This window comes from Micromonospora maris AB-18-032 (genome assembly GCF_000204155.1).
Taxonomy (GTDB): domain Bacteria; phylum Actinomycetota; class Actinomycetes; order Mycobacteriales; family Micromonosporaceae; genus Micromonospora; species Micromonospora gifhornensis.
Genome location: NC_015434.1, coordinates 3,512,914 through 3,527,425 on the forward strand (window position 1 = coordinate 3,512,914; position 14,512 = coordinate 3,527,425).

Here is a 14,512-nt window from a genome sequence, read left to right on the forward strand (position 1 = left end):
TTACGCGATGTGCCGCCCACCTCGGGTTTTCACCCGCGACACCCGGGGACACCAACAACACGGGGCTTGGCCGTCCCGGCCGAGCAGAGGAGGCGAGATGAGCTTCATCGACAAGGCGAAGAACAAGGTCGAGGAGATGAGCGGCACCGCCAAGGAGCGCATCGGCGACATGGCCGACAACGAGCGCATGCGCGCCGAGGGCGCCGGCGAGCAGGCCGAGGCCCGCGCGCGACGGGCGGGCGAGGACATGAAGAACAAGGCGAAGAACGCCTTCGACAGGTGACGAGCGACGCGAAGGGGCCCCCGGACAATCCCGGGGGCCCCTTCGCGGTACGTGCCGTCAGTGCGTCAGTCGTCGCGGTGGGTCTGCCACCACTGCTGGCCGGCCTCGGGCAGGGTGTCGATCGGGTCGTAGTAGGCGTACCGCTTGCTCAACGCCGCCAGGTCGGCCGACTCGATGGAGGTGCGGTAGTTCTTGGTCCAGTACGAGATGCCGCGCTCGCGGTCGTACTCGGTGACCATGTGCACCCAGCGCTTGCCGACGAACGGCACGTCACAGACGATCCGAGGGGTGGCGTAGCCGGGCAGGTAGCCCATGATGTCGTGCTGGAGCTGCTGGGCGTGCCAGACCGGCACCCGCCAGTGCTCCGCGTTGGGGATCATGTCGCACATGTAGAAGTAGTACGGCAGGATGCCGGCCTCGCCCTGCAGGCCGAAGCACAGGTCGAGCAGGTCCTTGCTGGTGGCGTTGACGCCGCGCATGAGCACACCCTGGTTGCGGACGTCGCGTACGCCGACGTCCAGGGCGGTCTGGGCGGCCTTGGCGACAAGTGGGGTGAGCGACTGGGCGTGGTTGACGTGGGTGTGGATGGCGAGGTTGACGCCGCGGCGGGCGGCGGTGCGGGCCACCCGCTCCAGGCCCTCGACGACGTCGGGTTGCAGCCAGTGCTGGGGCAGGCCCATGAGGGCCTTGGTGGCGAGTCGGATGTCCCGGATGGTTTCGATCTCCAGCAGGCGCATCAGGTAGGACTCGAGGTTGCGCCAGGGCACGTTGGCCACGTCGCCACCGGAGACCACCACGTCGCGTACGCCGGGGTGGGCCTTGAGGTAGGTGATGTGCGCGTCGTAGCGGTCGACCGGCTTGAGGCTGAGTTTGAGCTTGTCGACGGCGGGGGTGGAGTTGCCGACCAGGTCCATGCGGGTGCAGTGGCCGCAGTACTGGGGGCAGGTGGCGAGCAGTTCGGCGAGGACTTTGGTGGGGTAGCGGTGGGTGAGGCCCTCGGCGACCCACATGTCGTGTTCGTGCAGGGAGTCGCGGCTGGCGTAGGGGTGTGAGGGCCAGTCGGTGCGGCGGTCGGAGGCGACCGGGATCATGTAGCGCCGGATCGGGTCGGCGAGCAGCGCTTCGGTGCTCGGCGGCGCGAACGGCACCATCGTGTTGATCATCTGTGGCGGCACCAGCATGGACATGGTGGCCATGGCGCGCTGGTCGGCTTCCAGGTCGGCGTAGAAGCTCTCGTCGACGGTGTCGCCGAGCACGGTGCGCAGTTGTTTGACGTTCTTGACGCAGTTGACGCGCTGCCACTGGGCGTTTTCCCACTGGTCGCGGGTGACGTGGCGCCAGCCGGGGAAGCGGGTCCAGTCGGGTTCGACGAGTGGGGTGCGGCGGTATTCGTAGGGCTGGCCGGTGGTGTTCGCGGGGGCCGGCTGGGCAGCCGGGGTGCTCTGCACCGGCGGGTGGGTCTGGGTCACGGCCCCTCCTGGTGGTTGATCGAAGAATCTGAAGGGTACTGGAAAATATCCGGTCAAGAAATTAGTCTGCCGTAAGTTTTCCCGCCTCGCGAGCCTCGGCCGGAGGTTCAGGCGGTCGGACAGGGAGGTCGGCGTGACGTCACCGGTGGGTCTGCACCGCGTCGTGGAACCGGCGGGGGTGCTGCCGCAGGCGGCCTGGCGGCTGGACGCGCGCCCGGAGATCGCGGCGAACGAGGTACGTATCCGGGTGGAGCGGCTGAACCTGGACGCGGCGAGTTTCCGTCAGCTGTTCGACAAGCACGGCGGTGACGGCGATGCGGTCCGCGCCGAGGTTCTGGAGATCATTTCGACGCGGGGGAAGATGCAGAACCCGGTGACCGGGTCGGGTGGCATGTTGATCGGCACGGTCGAGGAGGCCGGTCGGCGTTCGCCGCTGGGGCTGAAGTCGGGTGAGCGGGTCGCCACGTTGGTGTCGCTGACGTTGACGCCGCTGGTGGTGACCGACGGCCTGGCGCGCTGGGACGGCCGTAGCGAGCAGGTGCCGTGTGACGGGTGGGCGATTCTGTTCGCCCGGTCGGTCGCGGCGGTGCTGCCGGAGGATCTGGATCCGCAGTTGTCGCTGGCGGTGCTTGACGTGTGCGGGGCGCCGGCGCTTACCGCGCGGGTGGTGTCGCGGTACGTGGCCGAGCGGGCGGTGGGCGGGCCACCGGTGACGGTGGCGGTGATCGGTGGCGCGGGTAAGAGTGGCTCGCTGTCGCTGGCGGCCGCGCGGCAGGCGGGGGCGGGTCGTACGGTCGGGGTGGTGCCGGTGGCGGCGGAGCGGGACGCGCTGACGGCGGCCGGGTTGTGTGATGCGGTGGCGATGGCCGATGCCCGGGATCCGGTGGCGTTGTCGACGGCGGTGACGTCGGCGTTGGGGATGCCGGCGGATGTGACGGTGGTCTGCGTGGACGTGCCGGGCTGTGAGCACGGTGCGGTGTTGGCGACGGCCGACGGCGGCACAGTGATCTTTTTCTCGATGGCGACGAGTTTCTCGGCGGCGGCGTTGGGGGCCGAGGGCCTGGCCGCGGACGTGACGATGCTGGTCGGCAACGGGTACGTGCCGGGGCACGCGGAGTTGGCGTTGGGGTTGCTGCGGGGCGATCCGGGGGTGCGGGGGCTGTTCGAGGCTCGGCTGGCGGCAGACTGAGGCCATGACGAACAACCCCTCGACGTTGTACCGCGGTGGAGTGCTGCATTGTCCGGCGGAACCGTCCGCGACGGCACTGTTGGTCCGGGATGGGCGGATTGCCTGGTTGGGTGCGGATGCGGACGCACCGGCCGCCGACCGGGTGGTGGACCTGGCCGGGGCGTTGGTGACGCCGGCGTTCGTGGACGCGCATGTGCATGTCAGCGACACCGGGCTGGCGTTGTCGGGGCTGGACCTGTCCGGGGTGCGCTCGGCCGGTGAGTTGTTGGACGCGGTGTCGGCGTTCGCGGCGGGGTTGCCGGCGGACGCGGTGGTGTTGGGTCACGGGTGGGACGAGTCGACGTGGTCGGTGCCGCAGCCGCCTTCGGCGGTGGAGTTGGGGCGGGCGGCCGGTGGGCGGCGGGTGTATCTGTCGCAGGCGTCGATTCATTCGGCGTTGGTGTCCTCGGCGTTGCTGGCGGCGTGTCCGCAGGCGGCGGCGGTGTCCGGGTACGACGGGTCGGGTTGGTTGCGGCTGGACGCGCATCACGTGGTGCGGGCGGCGGCGCGGGCGTCGGTGACGCGGGCGCAGCGGATGGCGGCGCAGCGGGTGGCGTTGGCGCATGCGGCGTCGTTGGGGATCGCGGCGGTGCACGAGTGTGGTGGGCCGGAGATCTCCGACGAGGAGGATTTCACCGGCTTGTTGTCGATCTCCGGTGCGGGGGTGCCGGAGGTGTACGGGTACTGGGGTGAGTTGGGTGGTGCGGCCCGGGCGCGGGAACTGGGTGCGGTGGGTGCTGGTGGGGATCTGTTCGCCGACGGGGCGTTGGGGTCGCGTACGGCGTTTCTGTCGCAGGCGTACGTCGACGGTGACGGGTGTGGTCACGGGTATCTGAGTGCGGAGCAGGTGCGTGATCACCTGTTGGACTGTGCGGCGCATGGGATGCAGGGCGGTTTCCATGCGATCGGTGATGCGGCGATCTCGACGGTGGTGGCGGGGTTCGCGGCGGCGGCGCAGCGGTTGGGTACGGATCGGGTGCGTGCGGCGCGGCATCGGGTGGAGCACGCGGAGGTGATGGATCGGCGGTTGATCGCCGCTTTCGTGGAGTACGGGGTGGTGGCGTCGATGCAGCCGGCGTTCGACCGGTTGTGGGGTGGTGCGGGTCGGATGTACGAGGCGCGGTTGGGGTTGGCGCGGTCGTTGGCGTCGAATCCGATGGGGGCGATGCACGGGGTGGGGGTGACGTTGGCGTTCGGTTCGGATTCGCCGGTGACGCCGTTGGATCCGTGGGGTTCGGTGCGGGCGGCGGTGGCGCATCACAGTCCGGTGCAGCGGATGACGGTGCGGGCGGCGTTCGCGGCGCATACCCGGGGTGGCTGGCGGGCGGTGCACATGGACAGCGAGGGGGTGTTGGCGTTGGGGGCGCCGGCGACGTTCGCGGTGTGGTCGACGCCGGCGGGGGTGCAGCGGGGTCTGCCGGTGTTGCAGGCCGAGGATCCGGAGTTGCGGGGGGAGCAGGATCCGACGCCGTTGCCGGTGTGTCGGGCGACGGTGTTGCGTGGTGATGTGATCTATGAGGGGGAAGGGCTTTCGTGACGGGCAAGCTTGATCTGGATCCGGTGCTGGTGGCGCGGGCGCGGGAGTTGGCGCGTCGGGCGGGGCGTCCGGTGGTGGAGTTGGCGCGTAGCCACACCACGGTGTCGGTGGAGCGGGCCGTGTTGCGGTTGGCGGGGGTCACCGGTGCGGATCCGGATGGTATTCCGTGGGTGAATCGGCTGGTGGATGCCGTGGTGGCGGATGTGGGGTTGGGGCATGGGGTGGCGGTGCCGGTGTTCGATGCGCTGGCGCGGGAGCAGATCACCGATGTGACGTTGTTGGCGCAGAAGGCGGCGGCGGGGTCGGTGCGGTTCGAGGTGCCGTCGGGGAAGGCGGCGACGGCGGCGCGGCGGGTGGCGCGGCGGGCGGTGGGTGCGGGGGTTCGGCTGATCGATCGGCGGCGGGTGGAGCGGGAGCGTCTGGTGCGGCGGTTCGGGGATCCGGCGCGGCGGCCGTGGATCTATCTGATCGTGGCGACGGGGGACATCTACGAGGACATTCCGCAGGCGCAGGCGGCGGCGCGGGCCGGGGCGGATGTGATCGCGGTGATCCGGTCGACGGGGCAGTCGTTGTTGGACTATGTGCCGGAGGGGGCGACGCGGGAGGGGTTCGCGGGCACGTACGCGACGCAGGAGAATTTCCGGTTGATGCGGGCGGCGTTGGATTCGTCGTCGAAGGAGTTGGGCCGCTATGTGCGGTTGACGAATTACGCGTCGGGGTTGTGTATGCCGGAGATGGCGACGTTGGCGGGTCTTGAGCGGTTGGACATGATGCTCAACGATTCGATGTACGGGATTTTGTTCCGGGACATCAATCCGATTCGGACGTTTGTGGATCAGCGTTTTTCGCGGCAGGTGCATGCGCGGGCGGGGATCATCATCAACACCGGTGAGGATAATTATCTGACCACTGCGGATGCGGTCGATGAGGCGCACACGGTGACGGTGTCGCAGTTGTTGAACGAGTATTTCGCGCATGAGGCGGGGTTGGCGGACTGGCAGTTGGGGTTGGGGCACGCGTTCGAGATCAATCCTGATGTGCCGGAGTCGTTGCGGTTGGAGTTGGCGCACGCGTTGTTGGCGCGGGAGTTGTTTCCGGATGCGCCGTTGAAGTGGATGCCGCCGACGAAGCACATGACCGGTGACGTGTTCCGGGGGAATCTGCTCGACGGGTTCTTCAATCTGGTGGGCACGATGACGGGGCAGGGCATTCTGCTGGTGGGGATGATGACCGAGGCGGTGGTGACGCCGTGGTTGTCGGATCGGGACATCGCGTTGCAGAACGTGCGGTACGTGCTGGGTGCGGCGGGCGGGTTGCATGAGGATTTCGTGCCGGCGCCGGGTGGGTTCATCCAGCAGCGGGCGCATCGGGTGTTGGGTGAGGCGGTGGAGCTGTTGGAGCGGATCGGGGATCAGTCGTTGTTGACGGCGATCGCGGAGGGCACGTTCGGGATCATGAAGCGGCCGGCGGATCGGGGGAAGGGTCTGGACGGGGTGGCCCGGCACGAGGCGGACTACTACAACCCGGCCACGGAGATCCTGGAGCAGCCGGCATGAGTGAACGCACCGAGCGCAGCGAGGGCCGTGAGCGCATGCCTGGCCGGCACGGCATGAGTGAACGCACCGAGCGCAGCGAGGGCCGTGAGCGCATGCCTGGCCGGCACGGCATGAGTGAACGCACCGAGCGCAGCGAGGGCCGTGCGGGCCTGCCCGGCATGAGTGAGAAGACGGTGGTGCGGCCGTACGGGGACACCACGGGTGACGGCATGGTGCAGGTGTCGTTCACGTTGCCGGTGCCGCACGACAAGCGGGCTGAGGGCGCGGCGGTGCAGTTGGCCAACAAGATGGGCATGGATCCGGCGATGCTGGTGCACGCCAAGCCGATCGGTGACGGGTTCACCTTCTTCGTGGTGTACGGGCGGGTGAACCATCTGGTGGACCTGGCGAAGGTGCAGGTGGTGGAGCGCGATTTTCCGCTGCTGAGCGCCAAGGAGGTCAACGCGGTGGTGAAGCGGCGGTTGCGTCGCAAGCTGTCGGTGGTGGGGGCGTGTATCGGCACGGATGCGCACACGGTGGGCATCGACGCGATCCTGAATGTGAAGGGCATCGCGGGTGAGAAGGGCCTGGAGTACTACCGGGAGTTGAAGGTGACGAACCTGGGTGCGCAGGTGAGTGTGCCGGAGCTGGTCGAGGCGGCGCGGCGGGAACGCGCGGACGCGGTGCTGGTGTCGCAGGTGGTGACGCAGCGGGATGCGCATCTGCACAACACGCGGGAGATGTCGGCGGCGTTCCGGGAGGCGATGCCGGCGGGGCGGCGGCCGTTGCTGATCGTCGGTGGGCCGCGGTTCGACGAGTCGATGGCGGCCGAGCTGGGGGTGGATCGGATCTTCGGTCGGGGGACGACGCCGGGTGAGGTGGCCAGCTATCTGGTCGATGCGTTGCTCACGGACACGAACAAGAGGGTGAAGTGATGTCTGATTCGCGGGTCGGGTTGTCGGTGACGCACCGGCGGTACGTGCCGTATTCGCATGCCCACTATGCCGGTGATCTGGTCGACGGGGCGTACGCGTTGGGGTTGTTCGGTGATGTGGCCACGGAGGTGTGTATCCGCACCGACGGGGATGAGGGGTTGTTCGCGTCCTATTCGGATGTGCAGTTCCGGGCGCCGATCCGGGCGGGGGACGTGCTGGAGGTGGTGGCGACGGTGACGCGGGTCGGTACCCGTAGCCGGACCCTCGATTTCGAGGCGCGGGTGGTGTGTCGGGGGCGGCCTGATCGGGGTGGGTCGGCGGCGGCGGTGTTGGCGGAGCCGGTGGTGGTGGTGACGGCGACCGGCACGGTGGTCGTTCCGTCGGCGGCGTGAGGGTCGCGGTCTGCGCCGACGTCGGTTCGACGTTCACCAAGGTGCTGGTGGTGGATCTCGACGGCGGTGGGTTGGTGGCGTCGGCGTCGGCGCGTACGTCGGTGGACACGGATGTGCTGCACGGTCTGGAGGCGGCGGTCGGGTCGGCGTTGACGGGCCTGGGGGCGCGGGATGTGCCGTGGTTTGTGTGTTCGTCGGCGGGGGGTGGGTTGCGGCTGGCGGTGGTGGGTTACGAGCCGCTGGTGACGGCGCAGGCGGGTCGGCGGGTCGGGTTGTCGGCGGGCGCGAACGTGGTGCATGTGGCCGCCGGGCGGCTCGGTCGTGGTGAGTTGACGGCGTTGCGGGCGGCTCGCGCGGATGTGGTGCTGCTGGTCGGTGGCACTGACGGTGGGGATGCCGAGACGTTGCTGCACAACGCGACCCGGCTGGCGCGGGCCCGGTTGCGGGTGCCGGTGGTGGTGGCGGGCAACGGGGATGTCCGGGACGAGGTGCAGGGGTTGTTGGCGGCGGCGGGGGTGCCGGTGACGGTGGCCGACAACGTGTTGCCGCGGATTGGGGTGTTGGCGCCGACGTCGGCGCGGGAGGCGATCCGGCAGGTGTTCCTGCGGCATGTCATCGGTGGTAAGCGGTTGTCGCGGGGGCGCAGGTTTGCCGGCCTGGTGCGGGCGGCGACTCCGGATGCGGTGTTGACCGGGGTGGAGGCGTTGGCCGAGGTGGCCGGTGGTGATCTGGTGGTGGTGGATGTGGGTGGCGCGACCACGGATGTGTATTCGGTGTTGACGCCGGACGAGCGGGCCAGTGGGCCGGGTCGGGAGGTGGCGGGGTCGTTGTGGCGGGCCCGCACGGTCGAGGGTGATCTGGGGATGCGGTGGAGTGCGCCGGGGGTGGTGCGGGCCGCAATCGAGGAACGGCTGGTGGGGCCGGTCGAGGCGGACGAGTTGGAGTCGGCGGCGGCGCGGCGGGCCGCTGATGCGGGGTTTCTGCCGGCCGATGCGGCGGGGCGGGCGGTGGATGCGCGGATCGCGGAGTTGGCGGCGACGGTGGCGGTGCGTCGGCATGCCCGTGGGGTCGGTACGGGGGAGCGGTCGGGGCGGGATCTGCGGGATGTGCGGCTGCTGGTCGGGTCGGGTGGGGTGTTGCGCCACGCCCGGGACAACGAGGCGGGCGGTGTGCTGGACGCGGTGTTGACCGATCATGCCGGTGGGTGGGCGGTGCCGCGGGCGGCGCGGCCGGTGGTCGATGTGGACTACGTGTTGGCGGCGGCGGGTCTGCTGGTGGGGGAGTATCCGGTGGCGGCGCGGGGGTTGCTGCGGTCGCTGCTCGGTTGACCGGCTGCACCGTGCGGGTGGTGTGCGACACGCCGATGTGTGGTGACGACTCGGCGGTGGTGGGTTGACAAGGGCGGGGGTGGCCCACGTACCGTCTTTGAGTCCTACCACGGGAAGTGGCTGTTGTTCGCTTCGTCCCTTCGTCCGCTGGCCGAGCGACATGTTGTTGCGGCGGCCAGGTCCAGCGGGCGGGGGTCGGCGGGGCGGCGCGAACCGGCCGCGGTTACCGGTGTACGGGCAGGGTGAGGTGCACGGCCAGTAGACAACGGCCCGACGGGGACAGCCAGTCACCGTCGTGTCGGTCCGAAGGTCGGCGTGCCGCACTCTCGCCCCACCGGCCGGGAAGGGGCCTGGGAGCATCGGGGCGCGGCGCACGCCGCGCCCCGACTTGGTGTGGTGGTCGGTCAGCCGGTCGCGGGTCGGGCCCGCACGTGCAGGCGTTCGCCCTGCGGGCCGAACAGGTTGAGCACCTCGGCGGTTTCGGGGCCGGGGTTGCTGATGTGGTGCGGGGTGCGGGTGTCGAACTCGGCCACCTCGCCCGGTTCGAGGATCAGGTCGTGCTCGCCGAGTTGCAGTCGCAGCCGGCCGGAGAGCACGTACAGCCATTCGTAGCCTTCGTGGGACTGTAGTTGCGTCTCGGTGGGGCTGTGCGGGGGCAGGATCTGTTTGAAGGCTTGCAGGCCGCCGGGGCGGCGGGTCAGCGGCAGGAACGTGGTGCCGTGGCGGACGATCGGGCGGGGGTGTACCCGGGGGTCGCCGACGGCGGGTGCGCCGACAAGTTCGTCCAGCGGCACCTGGTGGGCGCGGGCCAGGGGCAGCAGCAGTTCCAGGGTGGGGCGGCGTTGTCCGGATTCGAGCCGGGACAGGGTGCTCACCGAGATGCCGGTGGTGTCGGCGAGTTCGCTCAGGGTGGTGCCGCGGTTCTTGCGCAGGGCCCGCAGGCGGGGACCCACCGCCGCCAGCACCGCCTCGTTGTTTGCCACAACGGCAACAATACTTGTCATCTCCGGTGGTGCGGGTGGATGGTGACGCACGGAACCAACGAGGGAGCGGACATGGACGACAGGTACGACGTGGTGGTGGTCGGTGGCGGGGCCGCCGGTCTGGCGGGGGCGTTGACGCTGGCCCGGGCACGCCGTTCGGTGCTGGTGGTCGACGCCGGTGAGCCGCGTAACGCCCCGGCCGCCGGGGTGCACAACTACCCGGGTCGGGAGGGCATGCCGCCGGCGCAGTTGGCGGCGATCAGCCGCGACGAGGTGGCCGGTTACGGCGGGCAGCTGGTGACCGGGCGGGTCACCGGTGTCGACCGCGACGGCGACGAGTTCACGGTGACCGTCGACGGCGGGCGTACGGTGCGGGCACGACGGCTGCTGGTCACCACCGGTCTGGTCGACGAGTTGCCGCCGCTGCCGGGGCTGGCGAAGCGGTGGGGACGTGACGTGCTGCACTGCCCGTACTGCCACGGGTGGGAGGCGGCCGACAGACGTATCGCGGTGCTGGCCACCGGGCCGCTGGCGGCACACCAGGCGCGGCTGTGGCGGCAGTGGAGCGCCGACGTGCTGCTTCTGCTGCACCACGAGCCGGCGCCTGACGCGGAGGAGGCCGAGCGGCTGGCCGCGCTGGGGGTGGCCGTGGTGCCGGGCCCGGTGGCCGAGCTGACGGTCGACGCCGACCAGGTCACCGGGGTGCGGCTGGCCTCGGGGGAGCACGTGGAGTGCGACGTGCTGGTGGCGGGTCCGAAGATGACCGCCCGGTCGGAGTTGCTGGGGTCGTTGGGGTTGGCGGCGGAGCCGGTGGAGATGTTCGGGCATGTGCTCGGTGAGCAGGTGCCGGCCGGGCCGTCGGGGGCCACCTCGGTGCCGGGGGTGTGGGTGGCCGGCAACGTCGCCGACCTGTCGGCGAAGGTGATCCGCGCGGCCGGGGCCGGGATCACCGCCGCGGCGGCGATCAACGCGGACCTGATGGAGGAGGACACCCGGCAGGCGGTGGCGCGGCACCGCCGCGTGCGAGAGGAGGCGTTCACCGAGGCCGGCTGGGAGCAGCGGTACCAGGAACGGCCGGCGGTGTGGAGTGGCCGACCCAACCCGCAGCTGGTGGCCGAGGCGGCGGAGTTGACGCCGGGGCGGGCGCTGGATGTGGGCTGCGGTGAGGGGGCCGACACGGTGTGGCTGGCCGAACGGGGTTGGCGGGTCACCGGGGTGGACATCTCCAAGACCGCCCTGCAGCGGGCCGCGCAGCACGCCCGCGAGGTGGGTGAGCAGGTCGCGCAGCGCATCGAGTGGGTGCACACCGACCTGCTGCGCGGCGAGCTGGACGAGGGGGCGTACGACCTGGTGTCGGCGCAGTTCATGCATCTGCCGCCGCAGCCGCGGCGGGAGCTGTATGCGCGGCTGGCCGCCGCGGTGGCGCCCGGTGGGCGGCTGCTGATCGTCGGGCATCACCCGCAGGATCTGCGGTCCACGGCGCACCGCATGCACTACCCGGAGATGATGTTCACCGCCGAGCAGGTCGCCGCCGACCTGGACCCGCAGCAGTTCGAGGTGCTGGTGGCGCAGACCCGCTCGCGTGGCGCGGTGGACCCGCAGGGCCGCGACATCGTCGTGCACGACGCGGTGCTGGTGGCCCGCCGGATGTGAGTCGGCCGACCGGCGGCGTCACCGCCCCGATGGTCCCGGTAGCCTTCGGCGGGTGACCGTGCCCGACTCGCCCGTGACGACCGTGGACCCTGTCGCCGCAGCCACCCCGCCATCGCGCCTGTCGCCGGTGCGTCTGCCGGTGGCGCTGGCGATGGCGGTGGCCGCCGGGTTGGCGTTGCTGCTGGCCTTCCCGCCGTACGGATGGTGGCCGTTGGCCCCGGTGGGGGTGGCGCTGCTGGCCGCGGCGACGCATCGGCGGCGGCTGAGCGCCGGTGCCGGTCTGGGGTTCGTGACCGGTGTGGCGCTGTTCGCGCCGTTGCTGGCGTGGACGAACCTGCACACCGGCTACCTGCCGTGGGTGTTGTTGTCGCTGTTGCAGGCCGCATATCTGGCGTTGTTGGGTGTGGCGACGGCGTGGGTGTCGCCGCTGGTCGACCGGTTCCCGCCGGTGTGGCCGGTGGTGACCGGTGTGCTGTGGGTGGGTCAGGAGGCGCTGCGTGACCGCACCCCGTTCGGTGGGTTTCCGTGGGGGCGGCTGGCGTTCGGTCAGGACGGTTCGCCGCTGCTGCGCCTGGCCGCCCTCGGCGGTGCCCCGCTGGTGACGTTCGCGGTGGCGGTGACCGGTGGGCTGCTCGTCGCCGGGCTCTGGTGGTTGGCCCGGGCCCGTCGGCAGCCCACCGCGGCACCCCGCTGGTGGGTGCCGGCCGCCGGGGCCGGGGCGGCCGTGCTGGTGCTGTTCAGCACCGCGTTGCTGGTGCCGCTGGGCGGGTCCGCACGCGGTGGCAGTGTCACCGTCGCCATCGTGCAGGGCAACGTGCCGCGCCTGGGGTTGGACTTCAACGCCCAACGGCAGGCGGTGCTCGACAACCACGTCGACGCCACGATCGAACTGGCCGCCCAGGTGGCCGCCGGTGCGCGGGAGCAGCCCGACCTGGTGGTGTGGCCGGAGAACTCCAGCGACATCGACCCGCTGCGCAACCCGGCCGCCGGTGCCCGGATCTCGGCCGCTGCTGACGCTGTCGGCGTGCCGATCCTGGTCGGGGCGGTGTTGAGCGGGCCGGAGCAGGGGCAGGTGCGCAACGCGGGGCTGCTGTGGCGTCCGGGTACCGGCCCGGACCTGGAGCAGCTGTACATCAAGCGGCATCCGGTGCCGTTCGCCGAATATGTGCCGATGCGCGACATCGCCCGGATGGTCAGCAAGCAGGTCGACCGGGTCCGCGCCGACTTCGTGGCCGGCACCGAGGCGGGTGTGGTGCGTACCCCGGCGGTGGTGCTCGGCGACGTGATCTGTTTCGAGGTCGCCTACGACGGGCTGGTGCGGGACACGGTGACCGGTGGGGCGCAGTTGCTGGTGGTGCAGACCAACAACGCCACCTTCGACGTGGCCGAGGCCCGTCAGCAGTTGGCCATGGTGCGGTTGCGGGCCGTCGAGCACGGTCGTCCGGCGTTGATGGCCTCCACGGTCGGGGTGTCCGGGTTCGTCGCCCCGGACGGGCGGGTAAGCGATGCGACCGGCTTCAACACCCGCGCGGTCGTGGTACGGCAGCTGACGCTGACCGAGGGGCGCACCCTGGCCACCCGGATCGGGATGCTGCCGGAGGTGCTGCTGGCCGGGCTGGCCGTGGCTGCGCTGGCCGGCGCGGCGGTGCTGCGGCGGCGCCCCGGCTAGACCCGCGGGCCGGCACGAGGGAGGCAGCGGTGATGCAGGAGACCATTCGTCCGGCGATGACCGAGGTGCCTGGGGTGGGCCGGGTGCTGGTGGTGATTCCCACCTTCAACGAGGCCGACAACGTCTCGGCGATCGTGGGTCGGGTCCGGCGGGCCGCCCCGCAGGTGGAGGTGCTCGTCGCCGACGACAACAGTCCTGACGGCACCGGGGCCATCGTCGAGGACCTGGCCCGCGCCGACGCTCAGGTGCACGTGCTGCACCGCGAAGGCAAGCAGGGGCTCGGCGCGGCGTACCTGGCCGGGTTCGCGTGGGCGCGGCAGCGGGGCTTCGACGCGGTGGTGGAGATGGACGCCGACGGGTCGCACGATCCGCGGGATCTGCCCGCCCTGCTGGCCGCGGCCGTCGACGCCGACGTGGTGATCGGGTCGCGGTGGACGCGGGGCGCGCGGGTGGTCAACTGGCCGCTGCGGCGGTTGCTGTTGTCGCGGGGCGGCAACCTGTACGCGCGGCTGGCGTTGGGGATGCCGGTGGCCGATGCGACAGGCGGTTACCGGGTCTACCGGTCGAGCCTGCTGGACCTGTTGGACCTGGAGTCGGTGTCCTCGCAGGGCTACTCGTTCCAGGTGGAGTTGTGCCGGTTGGCGCATCGGGCCGGGGCCCGCATCGCGGAGGTGCCGATCACGTTCGCGGAGCGGGAACGCGGCGCCAGCAAGATGAGTCCGCTGATCGTGGTGGAGGCGTTGTGGCGGATCACCGGGTGGGCGGTGGACGACAGGCGCACGGCGGTGCGTCGGGGGTGGCGGGCGGCCACGGCGGGGCAGGCGCGGTGGCCGTGAGCCGGGTCGTGTCATGCTGGAGGTACGCAGACGGCTGCGCCGCACCGGCCAGCCGCGTACGTTGACACGCCATGCGGCGGATGGGGTGATATGCGCCGGTCACTGCGGTTCGTACCGTTGGCCCTGCTGGTGTCCGTGGTCGCGGAGCTGGCCGTGTTCGTGCTGGTGGGCCGGGCGATCGGCTTCGGCGCGGCGACCCTGCTGGTGTTCGCGGCGTCGCTGCTCGGCATGGTGCTGCTGCGGCGGGAAGGCATCCGCGCCTGGCGGGGCTTCCGGGAGGCCGCGCAGTCCGGTCGGCCGCCGGGACGGCAGGTGACCGACGGGCTGGTGGGGTTGCTCGGCGCGTTGCTGCTGGCGACCCCGGGCCTGGTCAGTGGCCTGGTGGGGGTGGTGTTGCTGGTGCCGCCGGTGCGGAAGGTGGCGCGCGGCGGGATGCAGCGGGCCGCCGAGCGTCGGGTGTCGTCGATGACCGCCGGTGACCTGTTCGGGCCGCGTCGGGTGCGGGTGTACCGGGGTGCGCCGCAACCGGGCGAGGCGGGCCGACCGGAGCCCACCGGTCCCGCCGCACCGCCCCCGCCGGTCGCGCCCGTGGTCGACAACGGTCAGGCCATCGAAGGTGAGATCGTCGAGCCACGCTGACGAGACAACGAACGACGCCCCCGGG

Annotated in this window: 13 protein-coding genes; 11 read left to right on the forward strand and 2 right to left on the reverse strand. The window is 71.1% G+C overall.

Annotated features, from left to right (window positions below; translation table 11 throughout):
- Positions 1 to 97: 97 nt before the first annotated feature.
- Positions 98 to 283: a CsbD family protein gene (locus tag VAB18032_RS15590; RefSeq protein WP_013733827.1), complete on the forward strand. Its 186-nt coding sequence runs from the start codon at positions 98 to 100 to the stop codon at positions 281 to 283.
- Between the two features lie 65 nt (positions 284 to 348).
- On the opposite strand, the gene VAB18032_RS15595 is transcribed toward VAB18032_RS15590, so the two are convergent.
- On the reverse strand, positions 349 to 1,752 hold the full coding sequence (locus VAB18032_RS15595; protein WP_013733828.1) for a KamA family radical SAM protein: 1,404 nt from the start codon (positions 1,750 to 1,752) through the stop codon (positions 349 to 351).
- Between the two features lie 133 nt (positions 1,753 to 1,885).
- Between VAB18032_RS15595 and kdd the strand changes: the two genes are divergently transcribed.
- From kdd to VAB18032_RS15625, 6 genes are all read left to right on the forward strand, one after another.
- The gene (gene kdd, locus VAB18032_RS15600; RefSeq protein WP_043720846.1) at positions 1,886 to 2,941 is read left to right on the forward strand and encodes an L-erythro-3,5-diaminohexanoate dehydrogenase; all 1,056 of its coding nucleotides are present in this window, start codon (positions 1,886 to 1,888) and stop codon (positions 2,939 to 2,941) included.
- A 4-nt stretch (positions 2,942 to 2,945) separates the two neighbouring features.
- Entirely contained in the window at positions 2,946 to 4,517 is a 1,572-nt protein-coding gene (locus VAB18032_RS15605) for an amidohydrolase (protein ID WP_043720850.1), read from the forward strand.
- Entirely contained in the window at positions 4,514 to 6,073 is a 1,560-nt protein-coding gene (gene kamD, locus VAB18032_RS15610) for a lysine 5,6-aminomutase subunit alpha (RefSeq protein ID WP_013733831.1), read from the forward strand. The genes VAB18032_RS15605 and kamD overlap by 4 nt, the downstream gene beginning before the upstream one ends.
- Positions 6,074 to 6,231: 158 nt before the next feature.
- On the forward strand, positions 6,232 to 6,987 hold the full coding sequence (gene kamE, locus VAB18032_RS15615) for a lysine 5,6-aminomutase subunit beta (RefSeq protein ID WP_043724435.1): 756 nt from the start codon (positions 6,232 to 6,234) through the stop codon (positions 6,985 to 6,987).
- Positions 6,987 to 7,379: a 3-aminobutyryl-CoA ammonia lyase gene (gene kal, locus VAB18032_RS15620; protein ID WP_043724438.1), complete on the forward strand. Its 393-nt coding sequence runs from the start codon at positions 6,987 to 6,989 to the stop codon at positions 7,377 to 7,379. The genes kamE and kal overlap by 1 nt, the downstream gene beginning before the upstream one ends.
- The gene (locus tag VAB18032_RS15625) at positions 7,376 to 8,707 is read left to right on the forward strand and encodes a glutamate mutase L (RefSeq protein ID WP_013733834.1); all 1,332 of its coding nucleotides are present in this window, start codon (positions 7,376 to 7,378) and stop codon (positions 8,705 to 8,707) included. Before kal ends, VAB18032_RS15625 begins: the two co-directional genes overlap by 4 nt.
- Before the next feature lie 404 nt (positions 8,708 to 9,111).
- Here VAB18032_RS15625 and VAB18032_RS15630 read toward each other — a convergent pair whose 3' ends face one another.
- Positions 9,112 to 9,711, reverse strand: a complete 600-nt coding sequence (locus VAB18032_RS15630) for a helix-turn-helix domain-containing protein (protein WP_043720873.1) — start codon at positions 9,709 to 9,711, stop codon at positions 9,112 to 9,114.
- Positions 9,712 to 9,762: 51 nt separating this feature from the next.
- Between VAB18032_RS15630 and VAB18032_RS15635 the strand changes: the two genes are divergently transcribed.
- The 4 genes from VAB18032_RS15635 to VAB18032_RS15650 all read left to right on the forward strand — a co-directional run bounded on the left by VAB18032_RS15635 (position 9,763) and on the right by VAB18032_RS15650 (position 14,487).
- The gene (locus VAB18032_RS15635; RefSeq protein WP_013733836.1) at positions 9,763 to 11,343 is read left to right on the forward strand and encodes a bifunctional NAD(P)/FAD-dependent oxidoreductase/class I SAM-dependent methyltransferase; all 1,581 of its coding nucleotides are present in this window, start codon (positions 9,763 to 9,765) and stop codon (positions 11,341 to 11,343) included.
- 52 nt (positions 11,344 to 11,395) lie between these two features.
- On the forward strand, positions 11,396 to 13,012 hold the full coding sequence (lnt, locus tag VAB18032_RS15640) for an apolipoprotein N-acyltransferase (RefSeq protein WP_013733837.1): 1,617 nt from the start codon (positions 11,396 to 11,398) through the stop codon (positions 13,010 to 13,012).
- Positions 13,013 to 13,044: 32 nt separating this feature from the next.
- On the forward strand, positions 13,045 to 13,848 hold the full coding sequence (locus tag VAB18032_RS15645) for a polyprenol monophosphomannose synthase (protein ID WP_013733838.1): 804 nt from the start codon (positions 13,045 to 13,047) through the stop codon (positions 13,846 to 13,848).
- A gap of 90 nt (positions 13,849 to 13,938) precedes the next feature.
- Positions 13,939 to 14,487 (forward strand): FxsA family protein, encoded by a 549-nt coding sequence (locus VAB18032_RS15650; protein WP_013733839.1) that lies wholly within the window; start codon positions 13,939 to 13,941, stop codon positions 14,485 to 14,487.
- The last annotated feature ends 25 nt before the right edge of the window (positions 14,488 to 14,512 follow it).

Excerpts from the sequence above, each read along its gene's own strand:
- VAB18032_RS15590 (WP_013733827.1), top strand. The coding sequence starts at position 98 with ATGAGCTTCATCGACAAGGCGAAGAACAAGGTCGAGGAGATGAGCGGC.
- VAB18032_RS15605 (WP_043720850.1), top strand. The coding sequence starts at position 2,946 with ATGACGAACAACCCCTCGACGTTGTACCGCGGTGGAGTGCTGCATTGT.
- kamE (WP_043724435.1), top strand. The coding sequence starts at position 6,232 with ATGAGTGAGAAGACGGTGGTGCGGCCGTACGGGGACACCACGGGTGAC.
- kal (WP_043724438.1), top strand. The coding sequence starts at position 6,987 with ATGTCTGATTCGCGGGTCGGGTTGTCGGTGACGCACCGGCGGTACGTG.
- VAB18032_RS15630 (WP_043720873.1), bottom strand. The coding sequence starts at position 9,711 with ATGACAAGTATTGTTGCCGTTGTGGCAAACAACGAGGCGGTGCTGGCG.
- VAB18032_RS15635 (WP_013733836.1), top strand. The coding sequence starts at position 9,763 with ATGGACGACAGGTACGACGTGGTGGTGGTCGGTGGCGGGGCCGCCGGT.
- VAB18032_RS15645 (WP_013733838.1), top strand. The coding sequence starts at position 13,045 with ATGCAGGAGACCATTCGTCCGGCGATGACCGAGGTGCCTGGGGTGGGC.
- VAB18032_RS15650 (WP_013733839.1), top strand. The coding sequence starts at position 13,939 with ATGCGCCGGTCACTGCGGTTCGTACCGTTGGCCCTGCTGGTGTCCGTG.